Below are 21,573 nucleotides of genomic sequence, written 5' to 3' on the forward strand. Positions count from 1 at the left end.
TTAAAGAAGGGCCCCTAGGCCCCCAGGGACAATTGTTCGGGACTGTGACCCACCCACCAGAAGGCCTGGGGCAGGTAAAGGGTGAGAATGAAGGCCGCAAAAGGCCGCGTCTCAGGCCCTTTGCGCAAGGCTATCGTCACCCGCCCACCGATGCGTTCCATAAAACTCTGCACCGCATCCATACCCACGCCACGGCCGGAAATATCCGTCACCGCGGCCTTGGTGCTCAGGCCTGCTTTGAAAATGAGCGCGGCGATGGCTTCATCATCGCCCTTCCAGGTCGGTGCAATCAGGCCTTTTTCCAGGGCGCGCGCATGAATCTGACCCAGATCAAGGCCGCGCCCATCATCAAAGCAGTCGAGCCGGAGCCACGGTCCTTCGATCTGTGCTTCGACGTGAATAAGGCCCTGCCGTGGCTTGCCTTTCTTCTCCCGCTCCTCGGATTCTTCCAGCCCATGGTCCAAAGCATTACGCAGAATATGTGTGAAAATGGCCTGCATCAACTGCTGGCCGGCTTCTGTCAGCATGATCCCGGGCGCTTCGACTTCCAATCGCGGCGGTTCTTTGCCCAGATCACGCGCTATGGAATCGAGGCCACGGCCCGCCTCGACGATGGCATGCCCCACATCAGCCGCGCAGTGGATGTAAAGGCTGCTTTCCAGATCCAAAACATCCTGGGCGGCGTCCGGCGGCAAATGATTCAAAGGAAGATTCGCGAGGAGCTTCAGGTTCCTGAGGACGAGCGCGCGTGGCAGGCGCACCCGATCCTCGTCATAATCCCAGCCCAGTTTCTGCTGACTCATGTTCTGATACCGATCCATGATATCGGTCACACGCGCGAATTTATCCTTGAGCGGCCCGAAATTCATGTCCAAAGAATGCTGGCGCAAAGTCGCGATTTCCTGCTCCAGATCATGGCTGGCGGCGGCGATCGCTTTGAGCTGCAGGGTGCGCGCGGAACCTTTTACCGTATGAATATTCATGAAAATCTGCCGAATGGCTTCCTTTCGATCCACCGGCCTATTGCCTTCCAGGCTTTGAACGAGGGTCCGGCTTTCTCCCAGATGATCGTTCATGCGTTTCAGGAAAGCTTTGAAGCGATCTTCGGGAATATTGAGCAGCTCATGCATGATGCGCATGTCCTCTTCATTCTGCTGCGTCTGATCCCGCAAAAGCCTGACTTCCGTCATATCGCGAACGCACACGAGCATCTTTTCAATCCGTCCCTGCGCATCCAACACCGGGGACCAGTCGATTTCAAAGACGCGCTCCTGGTTGTTGATATGAAATGAAAGTTCATGAGGGAGCAAAGCCTGATTCAGATCGAAGGCTATGCTTTCTTCACCAAGGCAGGCCACCAGGGCTTGAATGATTTGATCTTTGGCATCGCTGCTTAAGCGCACAGCCTGGTCAAGGACCTCACGGAAATCATGGGACGCGATCGACTTTTCAAAATTGCGCTCCATATAACGCGAATGATCGTGGCCCAATTTCAAATCGGCATTGCGAATCGTCAGAATACCCTGCTGAATCGTATCCAGTATGGATTGAATATCGCGGGTCTGCCGTTTGACCTCCTGCTCAAGTTCCCGGCGCGAGCGCGAGGCCGCACGGTAGGCTTCCGCGAAGCGTTTGCCGAGCATGCCGCCCTGCATCATGATAAAGCCGACCTCCGCCCAGGCGATCACGCCCAGATCCATCCGATACTTGGAACCCGCAAAGGCATCATGAATGCCGGCGAGTCCGAGCATGACAATGCCGCCCAGGACCCAGCGAAATTTAGGATCCTGACGCGCGGTGACCGCACAACGCCAGAAGATATAGCTGACAAAAATCGTCAGGACCGGAAGAAAGATAAGGTTATAGAGTCGGGACACGAAAGACAGCGGCGTGAAGAGGAGCAGGGCAATCAGGACCGTGGGAATCCCAAGGACATAACGCGCGCTCGGATGCCGAACTGAAGGAAAATGCACCGAGATGAAACCATAGAATGCGAGCGGCCCGATCACATGCGGCAGATAAATCATCCAGGTTCGGACGAGTGTCAGAGCATACGAAGGCTCCGGCCAAAGAAGGGCCATGATACCCCGAAACGAAGCGGTATGAGCGGCGATGGCCAGACACTGAATCGCCAGCCAAAGCGCCGATGGATCGCTGCGGCGCTGCTGAAAAATAAGGAGATGATAGAAAGCGATAATGAGCATGGCCCCGATCAAAAGCGAGAGCTGCACGGTTTCGCCGGTCAGAGCGGATTGAAAATTCTGCGCGAGACCAAGCCGCGGCGTCACGCGCAGACCGGCCTTGGCCACAGCTTCATTCGCCACCTGAATCACGAGTATGTAATCCGTGCGCGTGACGTCAAGCGGCAGCGGGATCACATCATTCCGCAGCACAATATCGCTGTGAATGGGACTGGCTTCCTGCCAGCCGAGTTGAAAGATCAGGCGATCCGGTCCTGGATCGTTCAGAGGTTTCCAAAACACGCGATAAGCGCTGTGAACGGAATTCAAATTCAGCGAAAGGCCCGCAATCGGAGGCACGTTGCGCAAGACCAAGCCATAAGTACCTAGACTCCGAGCCTCCTGCCAGAGTGGACTCCAGGGGTTCAAAGGCGTGGGGTTCCATGAACCAGGAACTTTTATCACCCCGGCCTCGACCAGCTCCTGACTGGACAGCAGCTGTCCTTTCTGAAAGGCCCACTCGCCACTTAATTCCAAAGCCGGGCAGCCGGACGATGGATCCTGGCAGAATGTTTCAAGATTACGCTCAGGAATGGCCCCGAAAACCTGAGTCACAAGACCCGAGCAAATCACAAAAATCACCCACAAGCCCGATCTTAGGTACGGCATGTTTTTTCGCGCCTCATAGGAGTTTGCAGTTATTGTACGGCCCCTGTGGTTTCCCGTCAGCTCATCATTTCCTTTCCGGCTTTGTTAGGGTACATAACGTTCTTCAAACCCTTTTTTTTGGGAGTTTCGCTATGAAATGGCTCCTCGTTTTCGCCTCATTGTGGATGTTTTCCGGCGCCGCACAAAGCCAGGAATCCCGAGTCCCGCCTTACTTTGGCGCTATCAAATTACAAAGTTATGATCGCTCCGACCTTTTTTTGGTCCAGCAGAATTTCCGCGGAACCTTCCAGGCTCCTGGCTTTGGCACCATCAGCCCCGATGGTCAGTGGCTGATCGTCCCGGGCCTTGCGGACCTCAACCTTGTGTCCCTTGAGTCGGTGAACTTTCGCGGCTATTACCTGACTCAGGAAGGCGATCGCGTGATCTTGCGGCAGGATGATCGCTCACCTGATCTCCGCCGCCGGGCCACCTTCCGTCGTTCCACCGCCAATACCTTTGCCGGAACTGTCACCTTCGAAGCTCTGGCCACTCCCGGCTTTTTCCTGTCCCGCGTGAATGAGACGAGCGATGCTGTTCTGAAAAAACTCGTCACGATCGACGAACTGAAAGCCGCCAGCTTTGTCGAACTCCTGCCCCAGGGTGGTCGTCCGACAACCGGTGGATCCCGTCCCGCCACGCAAACCGTCTTCGAATCGCTCTGGTTCCCCGGCCATGTCCTGCGCGTCTTCGGTGAAGATGTCCGCGTTGTTCCCCGGCAGGACGTGAATCCCAAAATCGAGGCGGCCTTTATTCAACGCCCCGGCCTCGCCGGAACAGGCACGGTATCTTTGGAATCCGTGAGCAAACCTGGATATTACATGCGCGCCCTCCAGGGACGTATTCGCATCGAGGCGCTCAGTCCCGATGAGAACTGGCGCAAGGATGCATCATTTGTCAAAGTCACGGGTCTTGCTGCGTCCAACGGCGTTTCCTTTCAGTCCCTCGTCACACCTTCCTTCTACATAGGCGTCACAGGCTTTTATGAAGTGTATCTCACCTTCATTTCCAATGACGTCGACAAGAAACTGGTGACATTTTTTGAAACAGCCCCCTGAACCAGGTTAGACTTTTCTCATGGAAGCCGCGCTCATCCCTGGGAGATCGCAACGCCATGAGAAAATTTTTCCGGTGCTGCCTCATCGTTTTGTGTCTCCAATCCATGGTTCTGAACGAGGCCCAGGCCGCAAGGGATGCCGCCCCGGTTGAAGCGGGGCGTTTGCGTCCGGGCGCATGGGATCCATCCGCCGCCAAAGCCCTGCAGCTCCGGGGAAGCTGGAATTTTTATCCCGGGGTATTTCTGGGGACGGAAAGGACAGCGAAGGATCAGTGGCCGACGGCCATGCCTTTGAATTTGCCGGGTTCATGGGCGAACACCACTCTGGGCAAAACCGGCTTCGGTACCTACATCGTCGAACTTCCCTCACTGCCTGGCGAACCCGGTCTTTACCTTGGTGGTTTTCCCCAGAACTATAGGCTCCTGGCCGGCACTCTCGATTTGAATAGGATCACGCCTCTTTTCAGCGGCGGCCTGACGGGAAAGACGGCAGACTCCACCCGCAATCAACTGAAGCGTGGCCTCGCGCCCCTGCCGGATTTCTGCCGTGAAGGCTGCTATCTCTTTTTGGAAGTTTCGGACTTTGTTTTGGCCAATGGCGCGTCCATCGGCGAGGCTCCGCTGCTCGATCATTATCCGCGCCTTCTCATCCAGGTTCGCTCGGACGTCTATATCGAATACCTCACCCTCGGCATGCTGGGCTTCGCGCTCTTCTTTAACCTCGGTCTTTACCTCCGGCATCGCGAGGATACGGGCAGTCTGATCCTGGTGGGTTTTGTCCTTCTGAACATCATACGCTACATGTATACGTATGCAGTCCCTGGTCAGTTTACGCAGGAACCGCTGCAGACTCTTGATACCTTGATCCGCAAAGCAGGCTATGCGTCGGCGCCTTTGATCAACATCTGCTTCGTCGCGTTCTTCCAGGTCAACTTCCCGGATTTTTTTGGAAAGCGTTTTCTGCGCCTCCAGATGATCGTCAGCATTCCTTTGGCCCTGATCATTATCGCCGGCTCCAGTCGCGTCATGGAACAGGCGATCTACATCGCCGTCGCGGTGTCCCTCATCTCCTTTCTATACTGCATCGTGCGCATGATCCAGGCTATGCTGGCCCGCACGGAAATGGCCTTTGTCTCGTTCATCGGACTTTGCGCCTATGCGATCGCGCTCTTCAACAGTTTCTTCATAGCCATCAATCTTTATGATGGCCCCTCATTTGTGAACTATGGCCTTCTCATTTTCATCTTCGTTCAAAGCCAGATCGTCGGCATGCGTTTCGCTCGCACGTTCCGTCTGATCAAGGAACTCAACAACAAACTCGTCGATCAGGAAAAAACCCGCACCGCCTTCTTTCATAATACGTCGCACGAACTGCGGACGCCTCTGAACGGCATCATCGGACACATCGACCTTCTGCAGCGCCAGGAGGCCGAGCAGCTGAGTTCAAAAGCTCAGGAAACGCTCAGAAAGTGCCTGCGTCTTGCCGAGGCCTTGAAAAATCAGGTCAATACCATCCTGGACCTGGCGCGTTCCAAGCGCGGCGAGCTCGAACTTCAGGTCAGCCGTATCGATGTGAATGGTCTGAAGCAGGAGGCCGATAGCCTCGCTGAAGGTCTCAATTTCAAATCCCAGCGCAGCCACTATCAATCGCAAATCATCATGAACGATGATCAGACCCACGCGATCAACGATCAGGAAAAAATCCTGACCATCCTCCGCAATCTGATCGGCAACGCCTTCAAATTCGGCGCCATGCATCGGGACAACGATGTCGCCTTACGTTTGATCCTGAACCGGGAAACTCTCATCATCGAGGTGGCCGATACCGGCATCGGCATTCCCATCACGGAAAGGCAGCGCATCTTTGAAGCCTTTACCCAGGTCACAAGCGATGCCAGGCGCCGCTATGAGGGAACCGGCCTTGGCCTTGCGATGGTGCATGATCTCGTCCGCTTCCTCGGCGGAACGATTGAACTCGAATCCACCGTGGATCAGGGTTCTCTTTTCCGCGTGATCCTTCCGCATCAGGCCGCGGCACTGCTGGAAAATCGTGTGGCTCGCCATCCGGCCGTTTCCAAACCCGCGCCGATTGCGCTTCCCGATGGGACGGATCCTGGGCCCATGGAAACAGCATCCTGGGACCATCTCAAAGCGCGTCAAGCGGCTCGAATTTTGGTGGTGGATGATAACGCGACCAACCGCGAGGTGATGTTTGAAATCCTCAAAAGCGCCAACTATGAAGTGATCCTGGCTGAGGGCGGCCAGGAGGCTCTGGAAAAAATGCGGCAGGAGGAATTTCAGCTCGTCCTTCTCGATCTCATGATGCCCGAGGTGTCAGGCGAAGATGTGATGAACACCATGAAAAAAGAGGGCCTGCTCGTCACCGTTCCCGTGATCCTGATCACAGCGCGCGCCAGTGATGAAGACCGAATCCTCGGCCTGACTCTGGGCGCCGACGATTATCTCGCCAAACCCATTCTGTCCCAGGAGCTGCTTCTTCGCGTGCGAAACCTCCTGGAACGCAATCAGTATGTCAGAACTCAAAAAGAGCATGACGTCGTTGAAAAAATGCTCTTCGCGGCGCAGAACACCGAACGCGACGCCAGCCATCACGCTTTGCCACCGCACCTGAAGCTCGCGGATCTCTATACGCCAGCGGAAAACACCGGCGGCGACTGGTTCGGCTATGATTACCATGAAGCTTCAAAACGCCTTTACATCGGCCTCGGTGATGTCACAGGTCACGGCGTTCATTCCGCACTGGTCACGCTCGCCGTGGCCGGGGCCATTCGCGGCACCTGGCGTCTTTTGGAAGGTCGCGGCTCACTCTTCTCGATTGACGAGGCCCTTTACCTGATGCATCAAAGCGCCCAGGAAGCGGTGCGTTTTTCAGGCAAGCATGCCGAGAAAATGATGACCATGGTCTTTCTCGTTATTGACCTCGAACGTCGCGAACTGCATTACCTTAACGCCGGTCATCTGCCCATCTATATCCGGCAGGGCACGCAGCTAACCACCATGCTGCAGGCCTCAAGCCCCCTGGGCATCCACGATAGCGACGATTTCCAGCGCCGCACGCTCTCCCTCGAAGCGGATGCCATGGTCTTTGTCTTCTCGGATGGCCTTACAGAAAATCACGGGCCCGCCGGCGAACATCTCAAAAGCCGCGAACTGCAAAAAATCCTCGTCAACGCCAAGGACCCGAATCAACTCAAAGCCGCTCTCGTGGAAAAGACTCAAGCGCTCTGGGGCCAGACCCCTCTGGAGGATGATGTCAGCTTTGTCTGCCTTCAGGTCAGCTGATGGGTGGGGTTCTTTTTGGCCCCAAGATTTACTGTAGATCCCGATCTGCACCCGAATTTTCATACCTACGTCCGCAGCAAGGCGCCGTGGGTGCAGCTGCAGGCCGATCATCCCAAGTTCCAAGAGCTGCCTTTGCTTGACTGACCCCACCCTCGCAACACTACAAATCGACTTGCCATCAGGAGCGGACTCGTCCACATTGCGTGGGTGAGGACGGGAAAATCCGCCAGAAAAACTTTCGGCCCTTCTGTAAGAATAGTCAGGAACAACCCATGCATAGAGGGTATGTTCCCGCTGAGGGGCCAATATGATGGACTGCATCCCGCATATTCGCTCTCAAAAACCCCGGAAAATTATTATAAGGGAAGGGACCGGCCGCGAGTGCCGTCTCGTATCCCTCTGAGGAGTTTACTGTCGATGATCCAAGAGTTGACCCTTGAAAAACTGCAATGGCCCCAGCTTCTTGAGTATTTGGCTCAGGAAGCCCAGACGCTCGAAGGGCGCGATGCCTGCGCGCGACTGAAGCCGGAATTTGCAGCTGACGATATTGAAAAACGCTGGCAGGACGTTGTGCCCCTGCGTGACCTTCTCCGTTCCGGCTATCGGCCGCCGATTGGCGAGCTGCCCGAGATGCGTCCTATCTTCCGCGGGGCTCTGCTTGGTCAGATTCTGGACGGCGAGATGCTCTGGAACGTCTACGTGCTCCTGCAAACCGTGCGCAATGTGCATCAGTTCGCGGCCGACCGCATGGATCGCTGCCGCACTCTGACCCGCTTTCACCGCACGATTCATCCCCTGCCCAAACTGGCGCGAACCATCGAAAAAACCATATCCCCCGATGGGGAACTTCTCGATGATGCCTCGCCAGAACTCCAAAGGATTCGCGCGCAAAAACTTTCGATGCGTAAAAAAATCGAGCAGATGATCCGTCAGCTCCTGACCGATCAGCAGCTCGAACCTTATGTTCAGGATAAATTCTTCACCGTGCGTTCCGAACGCTACGTGGTGCCGATCCGCCTTGATGGGCGCGGCCGCGTGAAGGGCTATATTCATGATAGTTCGGATAGTGGCCAGACTCTGTATATCGAGCTGTCCGAAATCCGTCCGCTCAACGATGCTCTTCTGGAGCTGGAATCTGCGGAAAAAATCGAAATCCTGCGTATCTTCAAAGAACTGAGCATGCAGGTGGCCGCAGAGCTTGAAATACTGACGACCAATTATGAAGGCCTGATTGAACTCGATGTCCTCTGCGCCGAAGCCGGTCTTGCCGTGCGTTTGGATGCCGGCCAGGCTGTCCTTCGCAAAGATCCCGGCCTCCGACTTTCGTATGCCCGGCATCCGCTCCTCGCCCTTCAGGATGGTCCCAAGGCTGTGGCCAACTCCGTCTCGCTGGAGGACGGACAGATTTCCTTGATCGTTTCAGGTCCCAACGCCGGTGGTAAAACAGTGGTGCTGAAGACTGTGGGTCTGCTCCATCTGATGGCCAAATCCCGCCTGCTCGTTCCCTGCGATGAACATTCCGAACTTTATCTCTTCCGTAATATCTTCGTGGAAATCGGTGACGCTCAGAATCTGAGTGCGAACCTCTCCACCTTCTCGGGTCATCTGATGGGCCTCAAACCCATTCTGCAGAACTCGCGTCCTGACGACCTCGTGCTGCTTGATGAACTGGCTGTCGGCACCGAGCCTCAAACCGGCTGCGCGATCGGCCAGGCGGTTCTGGAAGAACTCGTCAACCGCCGCACGATCAACATTGTCACGACGCACTTTGATAACCTGAAGAGCCTCGCTGTCAATGATCAGCGTTTCCGCAACGGTTCGATGGAATTCTCCACCAAGAATCTGCAGCCGACCTATAAGCTGATCCTCGATCTTCCCGGTCAATCCTATGGTATCGAAGTCGCCGAGCATATCGGTCTGCCGAAGCATGTCATCGAACGGGCCAAGGATCTGCGCGGCCGTTCCAGCAGTCAGATGGATCAGATCCTGGAATCATGGCAGCTCCTGCGTGAAGAAGCCGAGCGTGAAAAGAAAAAATACGAGCAACTCAAACTCGAAATGGAAAGTCAGAAATTCCGTTGGGAGCAGGAGCGTGCGGCCCTCGCCAATGCCAAGGCGGATATCTCGGCCAAGATCAAAGCCCGCTATGAAGATCAGATCGACGATCTGAAACGCAGCTATAATGAAATCCTGGACGACATCAAACAGACCGTTCAGGAACAGAAAAAACTCAGTTCGGGACCGGAGGCGATCCGCGACGCACTGAAGGACAAACAGAAAAGGGCCGAGGGTATCGGTCGCGATCTGAGTGTGGGTCTCGACCGGCTGGCCAGTGAATTCCGCTCCTCCGTTGAGTTACCGGGTATACCGGCCGACATCACTCAGCTGAGCACTGGCAGTCGTGTTTACATTGTCTCGATGGGCAAGGAGGCCGTGGTCAGCAAAGTTCAGCCAACGCTCGAAGTGACCGCCGGTCTGCTCAAACTTCGTCCATCCCTTCAGGATCTGCGTATGCTGGTGGAAACGGCCGAAGCCAAAAAAACAAGCAAAGTCCGCGGCCCGGCGGCCACACCGGATAAGTCCCAGATTGGACTGGTGATTCCGACGCCGACCAACAGCCTTGATCTGCGCGGCATGGATACCGATACGGCTTTGGACCGCACATGGAGCTTCATCGACAAGGCCGTTCTGCGTGGCGAAAACTGGGTGATCCTGATTCACGGCCACGGCACCGATACGCTCAAGCGTGGGCTTAGAAAAGCACTGACCAAGGATGCTCCATACGCCCTGGACTTCAGACCCGGTGAGCCCGAAGAGGGCGGAGACGGCGTCACTGTCGTTCAATTGCGCCACTAAGATCAGCAAAGTCGCAGTGGTGAAATTTGCGGAAATTATGGTACGAATTGGTCGGGGACCTCGCAAGAACTCGCAATTCGGAGCATATCAGCTATGGCGAAGAGTAGTAGCAACAAGAAGACTTTGCAGTGGGAATTCGATCTGAGCCCTGCGGAAATCCTGGCCGATTACCGCGTGGCTCTGATGAGTCGCGAAGCCAGCCTGCTCGGCAGGAAGGAAGTTCTCTCGGGCAAAGCGAAGTTTGGCATCTTTGGTGATGGCAAGGAACTCGCACAGATCGCCATGGCTCGTGTTTTCGAGAAGGGCGACTGGCGTTCCGGCTACTACCGCGACCAGACCTTCATGTTTGCGCTCGGCGCCTTGACCATCAAGGAATTCTTCGCCCAGCTTTACGCCGATACCGATCTGGAACACGAACCACACTCCGGCGGCCGGCAGATGAATAGTCACTTTGCCAGCCGCTTTGTGAATCCAGACGGCAGCTGGAAAAGCCAGATGGCCCAGTACAACACCAGCGCCGATGCCTCGCCCACCGCGGCGCAGATGTCGCGCCTTCTCGGTCTGGGTTACGCCTCCAAACTTTACCGGCAATTTCCTGAGCTGGATAAGGACCAGAATTTTACCCGCAACGGAAACGAGATCGCCTTCGGTACGATCGGCAATGCCAGCACCTCCGAGGGTATATTCTGGGAAACCTTGAATGCCGCCGGTGTTCTTGAAGTCCCGCTGGTCATATCGGTTTGGGATGATGGTTACGGTATCTCCGTTCCGGGTCGTCTTCAGACCACGAAGGATTCCATTTCCAAAGTCTGCGCGGGCTTCGCCAAGGAAGACGGCACCAACGGTTACAATATAGCGGTGGTGAAAGGCTGGGATTATCCTGAGCTTTTGAAAGCCTATCGCGAAATTACCAAAACAGCTCGGGAGCAGCATATTCCGGGTCTCGTTCACGTCATCGAGATGTCGCAGCCTCAGGGCCACTCCACGAGCGGCAGTCATGAGCGTTATAAATCCAAGGATCGCCTGGCTTATGAGCAGTCGATCGACTGTCTCACGCGGATGCGCGATTGGATGATCCAGCATGGAATCAGCAACGCGAAAGATCTTGAGCATATGGAAGAAGAGATCCGTCGCGAGGTTCTCGCCCTCCGCAATGAAGCCTGGGAAGAGTACCAGGCGCCGATGCGCGTGGAGCGTGAGCAGCTCATCAAGCTCTTCGAAGATATCGAGAATGAAGGCGCGTCTCCTGGTTTTACCAAGATCAAGGAAGCCTTCCAGCGTTACCCTGCGATCACCCGCAAGTCCATACTCTCAAGCGCGCGTCGCGCAGCTTACATTCTGCGGGAGCGTGATACGGAAGCGGCGCTGGCTCTGCGTTCCTTCATCGCGCAATTCACCCAGGAAAACCGCCAGCGCTATAACAGCAAATCTTCTGTGGAAGGTTCGCGCTCGGCTTTGAATATCCCTGGCATCAACGCCAGCTATGAAGGATCGGTGGAAAAAGTTGATGGTCGTCTGATCATTCAGCGCTGCTTCGATCATCATCTGTCGCGTGATCCGCGCGTCTTCATCGTCGGCGAGGACGTGGGCAAGCTGGGTGGCGTGAACCTTGAATTCGAAGGCCTGAGCGATAAGCACGGCGATTTCCGGGTGACCGATACCGGGATTCGGGAAGCCACGATCTTTGGTCAAGGCATGGGCGCGGCTCTTCGTGGTTTGCGTCCTATCGTCGACATCCAGTACCTGGATTATCTTCTTTACTGCTTTCAGCTGATGTCCGATGACCTTGCCTCCCTTCACTACCGGACAGCCGGTGGTCAGGTCGCGCCGGTGATCATCCGCACCAAGGGTCATCGCCTGGAAGGGATCTGGCACACAGGTTCACCCATGGGCATGATCATTCACGGTATCCGCGGGATTCATGTCTGCGTGCCGCGGAACATGGTGCAGGCGGCGGGTATGTACAATACCCTACTGCAGACAGACGATGCAGCCCTGGTGGTCGAAGTTTTGAACGGCTATCGCGTGAAAGAGGATGTCCCCACCAATCTTGAAGACTTCCAGGTTCCGCTGGGTGTGCCGGAAATCCTGAAAAAAGGCCGGGATGTGACCGTCGTCAGCTACGGCGCGTGTATCAGCATTATCCGCGAAGCACTTCCCTTGCTCGATCAGATGGGCATCGATATCGAACTCATCGACGTCCAGACCCTTCTGCCCTTCGATCGCTTCGGCATGATCAAAGAATCCTTGGAAAACACCAACGCCCTTCTCGTCATCGACGAGGACGTCCCAGGCGGCGCCAGTGCCTTCATGCTGCAGCAGATCCTCGAAGTCCAGAAGGGATACGAATACCTCGACGCTCAACCGCGCACGCTGACCGCGCGTGAACATCGCAGTCCCTATGGATCAGACGGCGATTACTTCACCAAGCCCAGCGTCGAGGACGTGGTCGAGACTCTTTATGAAATGATGCGCGAGCGTGACCCGTCCCGCTTCCCGGACCTTGGTCTGCCGCTGCGCGGCTAAGCCCCAAAGTACAGTAACCCCGCCATGCCCATGGCGGGGCTTGCGAGCCTCAATGCCGACGACTCACAGAGCGGGCTCCTCCCCAAAGCCGACGACTCACAGAGCGGGCTCCCCAAAGCCGACGACTCATGCAAGTGGCTGCCCGCACTATTTGCTGGCCTTGGTAGTTTTCTTTTTCGTGGATTTTTTCTTCGCGGCTTTTTTCTTGGTACTCTTGGCTTTTGCGGACTTCGTGGTCTTCTTCTTCTTCGTGGATTTTTTTGCAGCCTTCTTCGTGGTCTTCTTCTTGGGCACCTTGCCGCCTTCTTTCCGAGCTTCTGACAGCCCGATGGCTATGGCCTGCTTGCGGCTCGTCACCTTTTTCCCCGAGCGTCCGCTTTTCAGCTGCCCCTTCTTTTTCTTCTTCATAGCCTTCTTCACAGAATCCTGGGCCTTCTTTCCGTAACGTGCCATCGCTAGTCTCCTTGAAGCATTATTTAATCATCTGCTCCAAGCAAAAATCATACCCAATCTCTGCCTAGCCACTCGCGCGTAAGGAATTATCATGAGGCGCTTCCAGCGTAAAAACCTGAGTCGTCCGACTCTTCCCACGCAGCGTGAACTCACCAAAAGGCCTAAGCCCCTTACTCTGTTCTCCTGCAGCCCGCTGAATATCAGCGCTGCAGAGCAGAAGCTGATCATGCTTGCTCGTCAAACCCTTAATACGCGCGGCTGTATTCACTGTATCACCCAGGACTGTACCAGACGCCCGCAGCGAAGGCCAATCCCTATGCGAAAAGCGGTCCCACCTTTTGCGACATTGACCTTATTGAATTGCTCCAAAGCCTTCAGCATGTGCTGCGCACAGACCAGCGTTTTCCCCGCCCCTTCCGATTCATGAGCCCCGAGCTCAAAAATCACCATGATCTCGTCGTTCAAATTCTCATACACATGCTTTTTCGTCAGCATCGTTCGATACAGCCCATAGGAATAAGGAAGCGTGGTCAAAGGCCCCAAACTGCGCCGTCTGCATCCCTTCGAAGAGGATGGGGAAGAGCGCACTGATTGAAATCGCCGCCAGCATCCCGGCTATCATCAAAAGGGTTCCCCGCAGCGCCTGAAAGTTCCGGGCCCGGAACGATGCCACGCCCAGCTCCTGGGCCAAGGCTGGATCCAGATGAAAGCTGCAGAGGGTGAAGATCGTACCCGGCACACCTAATAGAAAGAGCAGGGCGTGGGTGGGTTTCAGAGTGAACGAGGGATTGAACCATATCTTAACGAGCGACTTCACTGCTGGAATGAAAGTCCGTGGGCATAGACTCCTTCATGCATCGCGCGGGCATTCTTTCCCGTCCTTTAATATTTCGAAATACGGAGGGAAATGCTTTCCCAGGAAGCGTTCAGCCCTTTGCCGGCTGCCGATTTGAAAGCCTTTTATCATTTCCCCAAACCCAAAAATCCCGGCCGGGGAGGATTTCATTAAGACTTCGGCCCCGAAATGCCGAAATCATACCTGTCCGTCCCATTTCATTCAGGACCCGCATTATGATGACGTTCGCCTTTCCAAAACAGGACGAGGTTCAGGCCGAGCAGGGTTTTTCCCTGATTTCCGTTCTGATCATCATGGGGATCGTGCTGCTTGCCGTTCTCATGATCACGCAGTCGCGCGTCAATCAGCAAAGTGCCCAAAAAGCGATTAAATTGAAACAATCCTATACGGATGTGAACCAGGCTTTGATCAGCGACCTTGTCAGCCATGTTCACAGCACGATCAGCAGTGCCGCCCCTTGCATCAATCTCAGCGGCATCAACATCAATATGAATGGTCTGAACGTCAAGGAAAGCTCGGCTCCGGCCTATGTCTACACCACGAACATTCCGATGGCGGCCGGTTCCCCCGCGCTCCACACCGATGCCCGTGCGCGCTGCAGCAAACCGCGCCTGCCCGCCAATGCCACCAATGACGCGGATAATAGAGCCTACTTCTGCGTCCGACTGGGGAAAGACAGCAGCGCCCCCAAGGATTCCATCATGAACGCGGATATCGCCTTCGCCGAAGTGGCGATTGAACTCATAGATCTTCAAACGCAGAAGCCTATTTCCTGCGCCTCGTATGTCAGCAAGAAAACCGATCCCAAGGACGGTTCCGCGGGCATGGCTGTGACCATGGGCCTTTACTGGCAGGCAAAAGTGGGAACCCGCACGTCCTATTCCCAGAAAGCACTGAGCTACATCGCCAACCAGAACTGAAGCGTCGAGGAGAGTGGATCATGGCTGGAAAACGCAGGACAGTATCCAAGAGGAAGAATCAGAAGATTCCGAACGAATATATTCTGGTCGGCGTGGTAGGTGTGGTCGCTGCGTTTTTTGTTTACAGAAGCCACGGCACGGAGCCCACGCACATGGCGGCTGAAGCGCCCGTGCATTCATCCGAAAAAGGCACTCAGGTTCAGGTCCTGGCGAGCAACCAGCCGACTGTAGATGTGAAGAAATATCAGGAGGATCTGAATCGCGAGCGTGCGCAGTTCGCCCGGGCGCGCGAGCTGGGTTTGAAATCGCTCCCGCTCAAGAATCAGGGCGATACCATCACGATTCCCTTGTCCTTTGTGCCGGAAAAAGTCTGGTGCCAGGGTGGGGACCTCGATACGATGAAATACGCTTCCCGGAATGAACAGGCCAAGGATTTCATCATCACGCTCGAAGGCATCGACCGCGGCGGGAAAAATCCCTTCATGCGCACGAGCCTCGACGAACTGCAAAAAGGCCTCAACGCCAGCTTCACGATTCCCAGGCCCAAGGAAGCCACCTCCTATGGCGTTTATATCTGCTCTGACAGTCGGAAGGATAACAGCTGCCAGCGCAAGGGCATGCTGAGTCATGCGAAGTTAAGCGAGCAGCTTGCGGAGAATCCCGAGAGAGCCAGAGGAGAGGATCGCGTTTTCTTTTTCCAGAATCTCGTGATAGATGGCAAGACCGTGGAAGCCTATCGCACCGATGATCTGAGCAATGAATTTCAAAGGACCATCACGGGGCATCTGACCAAAAAAGGCCTCAGTGCCTCGGACGTGCAAAAGGCCATCAAAACGAATCTGACGCTCAAATCAGCGCCTGCGGATATTCGGAAGGACAGGATCGTTTTCAGTCTTCCCTATAACGATCCGCGCTGCATCCAGCCCAAGGGACGCTGATCATCGCCGGATCGCGAAGTGCTTGCGATCCTTGCTCACTTCCAGTTTGTCGGCCGTTTCCTGAATCGAAAACAGCTGGTATTCCACCGTCGCCCCAGCACTGCGCCGCGTGGGCTCCAAATACTGCTTGCAGCTCAAAGGTGCTCCGCTTTTCAAATCCTGCAGCTGGATCGAGACTTCAGCAAAGATCAACGGTGTCCGTAAAAAGCTGCCCTGCGGCGCTGTCACATCACGCTCCACATTCAAACAGAAATGAAAGCGCCCGCCCGTCCCCAGCACGGCCAGCGAGCAGCGGCTCAGAGCCGCCCCGGCAAAACCATGCGACGCCATAGTCCCTTGAAAAAGCTCATCCCACCGGCTAGCCGCTACGCCCGCCGGGGGCGCGGCCCGCACCTGACCTATACTTCCGGTATAAGTCCGAAGATAAAGATGCGACTGAAAATATTCCACCGGATCCGCGCAGGGCACAGCCCCATTGACGAGCTTACTGCGAATGAAACTGCTCAAAGCATCCTGCATGGCTTCCTGCAGCGGCAGATCCAGCTGCACGTCGGCCGCCGCCGGCCTTGTCGTTTTCGAAGGGGAACCCAGGATCAGAACGACGACAAGGGCCAGCACAGCTCCTAAAAGGACGCTGACCCGGGTGAAACCTTTGTCGCGTTGATCAAAATAGTGTCCCATAAAAACAAATATCGGCAGGTCCGACAGGGCGGCGCCGACTCTTTGTTTTAGGCTTTAATTCGGGGATTGTGCAGACTCTTTTACCAGGAAGCAGAATCAGGCTACATTATCACCACGACGGACGACCTTGGCGTCTTCCGCCTTCTCTGTCTCCTTGATGCCGAGCTGGTCCTTGATAATCTTCGCCGCCATGGGCCGGTGGAGGAGGAAGCCCTGGATCAGCTCGATGCCCATTTCTTTCAGGACAGCCGCTTCTTCCCAGGTTTCCACGCCTTCAGCCAGGATCGTGGTATTCAGAATCTTCGCCGCCGTCACGAGTCCGCGAACATAGGCCTGCTTCACGGGATCCTTATCGATCTCCTGAATCATGCCGCGATCGAACTTGATCACGTCGGGGCGAATCTTGATGATGCGTTCCAGGGACGAATAACCTTTCCCGAAGTCATCCGCAGCGATACCCATGTTGTGGCGTTCCAGGTGATCGCGGGATTTCAGCATCAGGTCCAGGTTATTGATGGCTTCCGATTCGGAAACCTCGAACATGCAGTGCGGAACTCCATCGAAGTGGAGTTTCAGTCGATCAATGTAATAAAGGTTCCGCGGCAGGATATTGACCATGAGCGTCCCCGGCAGAAGAGTCGCCTGTTTCGCCGCCTGCTTCATGCAGGCCTGGTCCAATTCCAAAGCCACATTCGTATACTTGGCCAGAGAGAAGAGCACATCCGGCCGCAGATACTTCGAATCAATACCGCTATCAAAACTGTTATGGCTCGCCACCGCATCCTGATTCACGCGGATCAGGGATTCAAAGCCAAAGATATGCTGCTTCAAAGGCGCGATGCTTTTCTGCTCCGCAGCTTTTTTCACAGTCTCCTGATCAATATTCTGCAGGTAGAAGACCGCCTGGTAATGCGCGGTGAGAAGATCATCCGACTGAATCAGCGTCTGCATCAGTTCACGTTGACGTTCACGGCCACGTTTCAGCTGCGCCTGCGCCATCTGCTTGCTGGCTTCCAGGCCATTATCCAAAATCTCATGCACGTCGATGCAGGGGTTGTTCAGCACACCGAAGAAACCGACGCCGAGGAGCGGAATGGACTGCACGCAGTCCGGGATGCGACGCTGACTGCGCGGCGCAAAGAGTTCCTGCCACATGGCGTTATTGATGGCATTGGTCAGGCGATCGGCGACTTTTTCCAAAGCGCCGGGATAAGGCAGACCACCCGTTTCACGCGAACGATTCATGAAAATAAGGTACGAATTGCTGGTGGCCGAGCGGCGGCACAGCACATCGCTTTCCCGGATGCAGCCCTGCACGCCCCATAGGTTGAAGAGCACATCATGCAGGACGCGCTTCATCTTATTATAGACGTCGATGCCATAGTCGACCGAGATCTTGTTGAAACCAGAGGCATCCAAGGTCAGGATCCCGAGCCCGCCGAAATTCTTCAGCATAGTGATGGGAATCTGCGGATTATAAAAAGGGATCACTGGGCTCCGCGCCTTCAGGCCCTCGGTGGGACTGCCTGAGAAGAAACTGGCGGTGGAGAGGATTTCATCATACTGATCTTTGGTAAGAATCGTCACGTGATCGGTGAAATTATCCGTCTCGCGAACCTGGCTCTCTTCTTCAAAACGCTTGTCACGGATCACCAGTACGGAAACCCGACGACCCAGAGCATTGAAAATATCAAGATTGGCTTCCCGGGGTATCCCTGGAGCCTCATCATCGGCGATCACAGCGGTGACTTCGGGGTGGTAACATTCGCGCAGGAAATTCGGGTCGCTCAGCTGAATAGACTTTGCTTTAACTCCGCGCTGGGCAAGATCTGCGTTGAGCTTCTTTGCGAGGTCAGTATGTTTAGTCGCAATCAGGATCATCTAACGACTTCCATGGCAATTCATAAGGGACGCTGAGCTAAGCCAATCAAATTCCCTATCGGCCCTGAATTTTAAAAGTTGAGACATAAAGCAGCTTTCGGGAGCCTGATAAAAAGGACAGTCATTTTCACTAGAAAAACCGGGAGGAAAGCTGGACATCATTTTTGAGGGATTGCATATTAGCCGCTGGGTAAGAATTGAGCCGGCTTTTTTGGGAGTTGATATGAAGGCTGAAGCATCGACGTTCGTTAGAAAACTGCGGCATGACGCCAGAAACCTGGGCAGGATCCTGGCCTTGCCCGAAAGCACGGACCCTCGGGTGCTGGACGCCGCCTTCGAGCTTTTGAGTGTGGGTGCCACCCGCGGGATTCAACTTTTTGGTGAACCGGATCATATCCTCGAAATCGCCAAACAGAATGGCATAGCGCTCCATAGTTATCGTCAGGGTCTGCGCTGGGCTCAGCCCTCGGATGCCGGACTGGTTCAGAACACGCGGGCTCATTTCGAAGCGCGCGCCGCGTCGCGTGGGAAACCTTTGCCGCCCGCTGAACTGGACGCTCTCAGTCATTCACCTCTGGAACAGGCCGCCTATCTCCTGGCAGAAGGCCAGGTCGATGCTGTGGTCGCCGGCTGTGTGGCCACCACGGCCGATGTGATACGCGCGGCTTTGCGAGGCGTGGGCTTATCCGAAGGCAATAGAACGGTGAGCGGATCCTTCGCCATGGTGCGCGAAAAATCTGACGAAGCGAAGCAGCACTTCATGTTTGCGGATTGCGGCGTGGTGATCGATCCAACCGCCGAGCAGCTGGTTGATATCGCGGCGGCCACGGTTTCCACATTTCAAGCCCTATTTCCCGGTGAAGAACCCGTGGTCGCGTTCCTCTCCTTTTCGACGAAGGGTTCGGCGCAGCATCCCGATGCCGAGAAAATGGCCACAGCCGCCGCTGCATTCCAGACTCGTTTTCCGCATATTGCCAGTGACGGCGAACTGCAATTCGACGCGGCTTTCGTGCCTGCCGTCGGACAGCGCAAGGCTCCAGGAAGCCGAGCCGCTGGTCGCGCCAACTGCTTTATTTTCCCCGATCTGAACGCCGGAAATATCGCCTACAAAATCACGCAAAGACTGGCCGGATTCGATGCCTATGGCCCCATTCTGCAGGGAACCGCGAAACCGTTCAGCGACCTGTCCCGAGGTGCCAGCTCCCATGACATTGCCGTCTCGGGCTTGATTGCAATGCTCAGGGCCAAGAGCTGAATTTTTCAAAGCATTCCCCGCGGGCTTGAGTCCGGGCTTCGGTCTTCCGATAAAGGATCCTGGTTAAGATGTCACCAGAAGGAAGAACCGGCCATGCTGTTTCCGCGACTTGCCATCTTTATGGGCTGCCTAAGCCTCGCGTCCTGCGAGCAGACGGCGCTGCGCGGGCAGGCTGAAAAGGCCAGCACAGTGGCCAGTGAAACCAAGGACAGCGGCGAGCCGGATGACGAGAAGGTCGATCCGCCCAACAATATCAGCGGCGCCTATCTGCATTGCGTGACCGAAAAAGAACCAACCGACAGCACGCCCGAGGCCCTGATCGGCTGTCGCTTCGACGACGCCGCGGGGAACCGGGTGTCCAGCACGGCAGTCGCTTCGGCTGTCACCTTTACCTACAAAGCTTTGAATAACCCTGATATTCAGGTCTATGCGAAGGCTCTGGTGAATGATGCGCGCTACGACGCGGCTTACCTTTTCTTCGGCCCCACCCGCGCGGCGCTGACGACAGCGATTCAAAACACGCAGGTGATGGTGCAGCTGAAGGGTGAAAGAACCACTGGCGGGGACCTTTTGCTCGGTGATCAGATTCGCGACATCGCCCGCGATAAAAATACCATTCCGGAAGCACCCAATAACGACTACAATCAAGTGCGTGACGACATCTTGATCGAGGCACAGCAGGGTCAGGTGACCCCGCCGCTGCCGTGAGGTCATGGACCTTAAGGGCCTCGTTCCTTCATGCTGACCATTGAACAGTTTCTTCTTCTCGTCTTTACGACGATCCTCATCCTTGGTCTTGGCCTTTACCTCTGGCTTCGGCGTCCGCCGCCGCCCGAGCGCTTGCCGCCAAGGCCGACGGTTCCGCCGGTTAAATATCCTGTCGTCACTCTGAAATGGATGGATGATATTCCGTTTCATGAGAGCGCCGTCCTGGGTCAACAAACACCGCAGTGGCGGGAACGCATGACGCAGGTTGGCAACACTTTGAAAAAATCGTCGGTGTCGCAGATTTATTTCCTGCACGGCACCTTCGTCGGCTCCGATCCGTTCAACGTGCTGCCGCCTTTCAAAAACCTGATGCCGTCCCTGGCCGAGCAATGGGAGCAGATCATCGAAGGCAAGATGAAACGCGCCGTCGATCGCCTGGCCCGCGACCTCGGCAATTTTCTGCCGGATTATGTCAGGCTCTTTCATGAGGCCACAGGCGGCGATATTCCCTGCCAGACCCTTCACTGGTCATCCGCCAATCATCACTGGGGCCGCCTTCAGGGGGCCCTGCGCCTGATCGAGGATCTGCATCAGCGTTTTCCCGAAGGTCCCGAGGGCCGCATACTTTTGATCGGTCATAGCCATGCGCGGCAGGTTTTTGCTCTTTTCACCCAGCTGCTCACCGATGGGCCCCTGGGCCAGGAGCTCTGGAAAGCGATCGACGAGGAGCAGCTCGGGACGACCGATCTTCCGCTCATCGCCCGCAGGCTCTCGCATGGGTATTATGATTTCGTGACCCTGGGCGGCCCTTTACGCTATCCCTTCGCGGGCACCGATCGCATGCGCTTTCTCCATCTCGTCAATCATCGCGGCAAAGGTGAACTTGCTGAAAATATGCTCAACCTGTGGACAACCGCAGGCGGTGATTACGTTCAGCAATGGGGCTGCCCGGGTTCGGACACCCTCGCGACGACGCATAAGGAGCGCGTGGTCAATCGTAAACTCGACGCGCTGCTCGGCAAGGGCATCGACACCCGTGTTTGGGTTCATACGGTCGCTAATAAATTACGAGTGGGTGATGTTGGACAGACGATCCTTGTGGATTACGGTGATCAGGGTGGCTTCAAAATTAACTGTATACCCACCGTTTTTGGTCATGGCATCTATACACGTTACCGCGTCATGCTTTTTAATATGGAATTAATCTGTCGTTATTTTTACGAGTGATATTCGGCAGTATACTGTGAGAGGGAG

General features: G+C 55.4%; 16 protein-coding genes. 10 read left to right on the forward strand and 6 right to left on the reverse strand.

Features of this window, described 5'->3' with window-relative positions:
* Window positions 1–14 precede the first annotated feature (14 nt).
* Window positions 15–2,849 (reverse strand): 7TM diverse intracellular signaling domain-containing protein, encoded by a 2,835-nt coding sequence (locus VFO10_RS14580; protein ID WP_325141371.1) that lies wholly within the window; start codon window positions 2,847–2,849, stop codon window positions 15–17.
* Between the two features lie 131 nt (window positions 2,850–2,980).
* Here VFO10_RS14580 and VFO10_RS14585 point away from each other — a divergent pair, with 131 nt between their 5' ends.
* The 5 genes from VFO10_RS14585 (at window position 2,981) to VFO10_RS14605 (ending at window position 12,627) form a co-directional block, all read left to right on the forward strand.
* Complete coding sequence (locus VFO10_RS14585; RefSeq protein WP_325141373.1) at window positions 2,981–3,943, forward strand: AbfB domain-containing protein; 963 nt, start codon at window positions 2,981–2,983, stop codon at window positions 3,941–3,943.
* Window positions 3,944–3,999: 56 nt separating this feature from the next.
* Window positions 4,000–7,245 carry a SpoIIE family protein phosphatase gene (locus VFO10_RS14590; RefSeq protein ID WP_325141375.1) on the forward strand — a complete coding sequence of 1,082 codons (3,246 nt, stop codon included), beginning with the start codon at window positions 4,000–4,002 and terminating at the stop codon, window positions 7,243–7,245.
* A gap of 15 nt (window positions 7,246–7,260) precedes the next feature.
* Window positions 7,261–7,389 (forward strand): hypothetical protein, encoded by a 129-nt coding sequence (locus VFO10_RS14595; protein ID WP_325141377.1) that lies wholly within the window; start codon window positions 7,261–7,263, stop codon window positions 7,387–7,389.
* A gap of 273 nt (window positions 7,390–7,662) precedes the next feature.
* Window positions 7,663–10,101: an endonuclease MutS2 gene (locus VFO10_RS14600; protein ID WP_325141379.1), complete on the forward strand. Its 2,439-nt coding sequence runs from the start codon at window positions 7,663–7,665 to the stop codon at window positions 10,099–10,101.
* Window positions 10,102–10,194: 93 nt separating this feature from the next.
* The gene (locus VFO10_RS14605; protein WP_325141381.1) at window positions 10,195–12,627 is read left to right on the forward strand and encodes an alpha-ketoacid dehydrogenase subunit alpha/beta; all 2,433 of its coding nucleotides are present in this window, start codon (window positions 10,195–10,197) and stop codon (window positions 12,625–12,627) included.
* Window positions 12,628–12,774: 147 nt separating this feature from the next.
* Here VFO10_RS14605 and VFO10_RS14610 read toward each other — a convergent pair whose 3' ends face one another.
* From VFO10_RS14610 to VFO10_RS14620, 3 genes are all read right to left on the reverse strand, one after another.
* Window positions 12,775–13,080 carry a DUF6496 domain-containing protein gene (locus VFO10_RS14610; RefSeq protein WP_325141383.1) on the reverse strand — a complete coding sequence of 102 codons (306 nt, stop codon included), beginning with the start codon at window positions 13,078–13,080 and terminating at the stop codon, window positions 12,775–12,777.
* 264 nt (window positions 13,081–13,344) lie between these two features.
* Window positions 13,345–13,575: a hypothetical protein gene (locus VFO10_RS14615; RefSeq protein WP_325141385.1), complete on the reverse strand. Its 231-nt coding sequence runs from the start codon at window positions 13,573–13,575 to the stop codon at window positions 13,345–13,347.
* Window positions 13,550–13,897: a hypothetical protein gene (locus VFO10_RS14620; RefSeq protein ID WP_325141386.1), complete on the reverse strand. Its 348-nt coding sequence runs from the start codon at window positions 13,895–13,897 to the stop codon at window positions 13,550–13,552. The genes VFO10_RS14615 and VFO10_RS14620 overlap by 26 nt, the downstream gene beginning before the upstream one ends.
* A gap of 254 nt (window positions 13,898–14,151) precedes the next feature.
* On the opposite strand from VFO10_RS14620, the gene VFO10_RS14625 reads away from it, so the two are divergent.
* Together VFO10_RS14625 and VFO10_RS14630 are read left to right on the forward strand one after the other, a co-directional pair.
* Entirely contained in the window at window positions 14,152–14,856 is a 705-nt protein-coding gene (locus VFO10_RS14625; RefSeq protein WP_325141388.1) for a hypothetical protein, read from the forward strand.
* Between the two features lie 20 nt (window positions 14,857–14,876).
* A complete protein-coding gene (locus VFO10_RS14630; protein WP_325141390.1) occupies window positions 14,877–15,794 on the forward strand; it encodes a hypothetical protein in 918 nt (305 codons plus the stop codon).
* Here the strand turns inward: VFO10_RS14630 and VFO10_RS14635 are convergent, their stop codons facing one another.
* Both VFO10_RS14635 and VFO10_RS14640 read right to left on the reverse strand, forming a co-directional pair.
* Entirely contained in the window at window positions 15,795–16,475 is a 681-nt protein-coding gene (locus VFO10_RS14635; RefSeq protein WP_325141392.1) for a hypothetical protein, read from the reverse strand. It abuts the gene before it with no gap.
* Between the two features lie 96 nt (window positions 16,476–16,571).
* Window positions 16,572–18,356, reverse strand: coding sequence for an EAL domain-containing protein (locus VFO10_RS14640; protein ID WP_325141396.1), 1,785 nt, complete (start codon window positions 18,354–18,356; stop codon window positions 16,572–16,574).
* Between the two features lie 223 nt (window positions 18,357–18,579).
* Here VFO10_RS14640 and VFO10_RS14645 point away from each other — a divergent pair, with 223 nt between their 5' ends.
* The 3 genes from VFO10_RS14645 (at window position 18,580) to VFO10_RS14655 (ending at window position 21,546) form a co-directional block, all read left to right on the forward strand.
* Window positions 18,580–19,611 (forward strand): phosphate acyltransferase, encoded by a 1,032-nt coding sequence (locus tag VFO10_RS14645; protein ID WP_325141398.1) that lies wholly within the window; start codon window positions 18,580–18,582, stop codon window positions 19,609–19,611.
* 93 nt (window positions 19,612–19,704) lie between these two features.
* Complete coding sequence (locus tag VFO10_RS14650; protein ID WP_325141400.1) at window positions 19,705–20,319, forward strand: hypothetical protein; 615 nt, start codon at window positions 19,705–19,707, stop codon at window positions 20,317–20,319.
* A gap of 30 nt (window positions 20,320–20,349) precedes the next feature.
* Window positions 20,350–21,546 (forward strand): hypothetical protein, encoded by a 1,197-nt coding sequence (locus VFO10_RS14655; RefSeq protein WP_325141402.1) that lies wholly within the window; start codon window positions 20,350–20,352, stop codon window positions 21,544–21,546.
* The last annotated feature ends 27 nt before the right edge of the window (window positions 21,547–21,573 follow it).

It is taken from the genome of Oligoflexus sp., assembly GCF_035712445.1.
In the GTDB taxonomy this organism is placed as follows: Bacteria; Bdellovibrionota_B; Oligoflexia; order Oligoflexales; family Oligoflexaceae; genus Oligoflexus.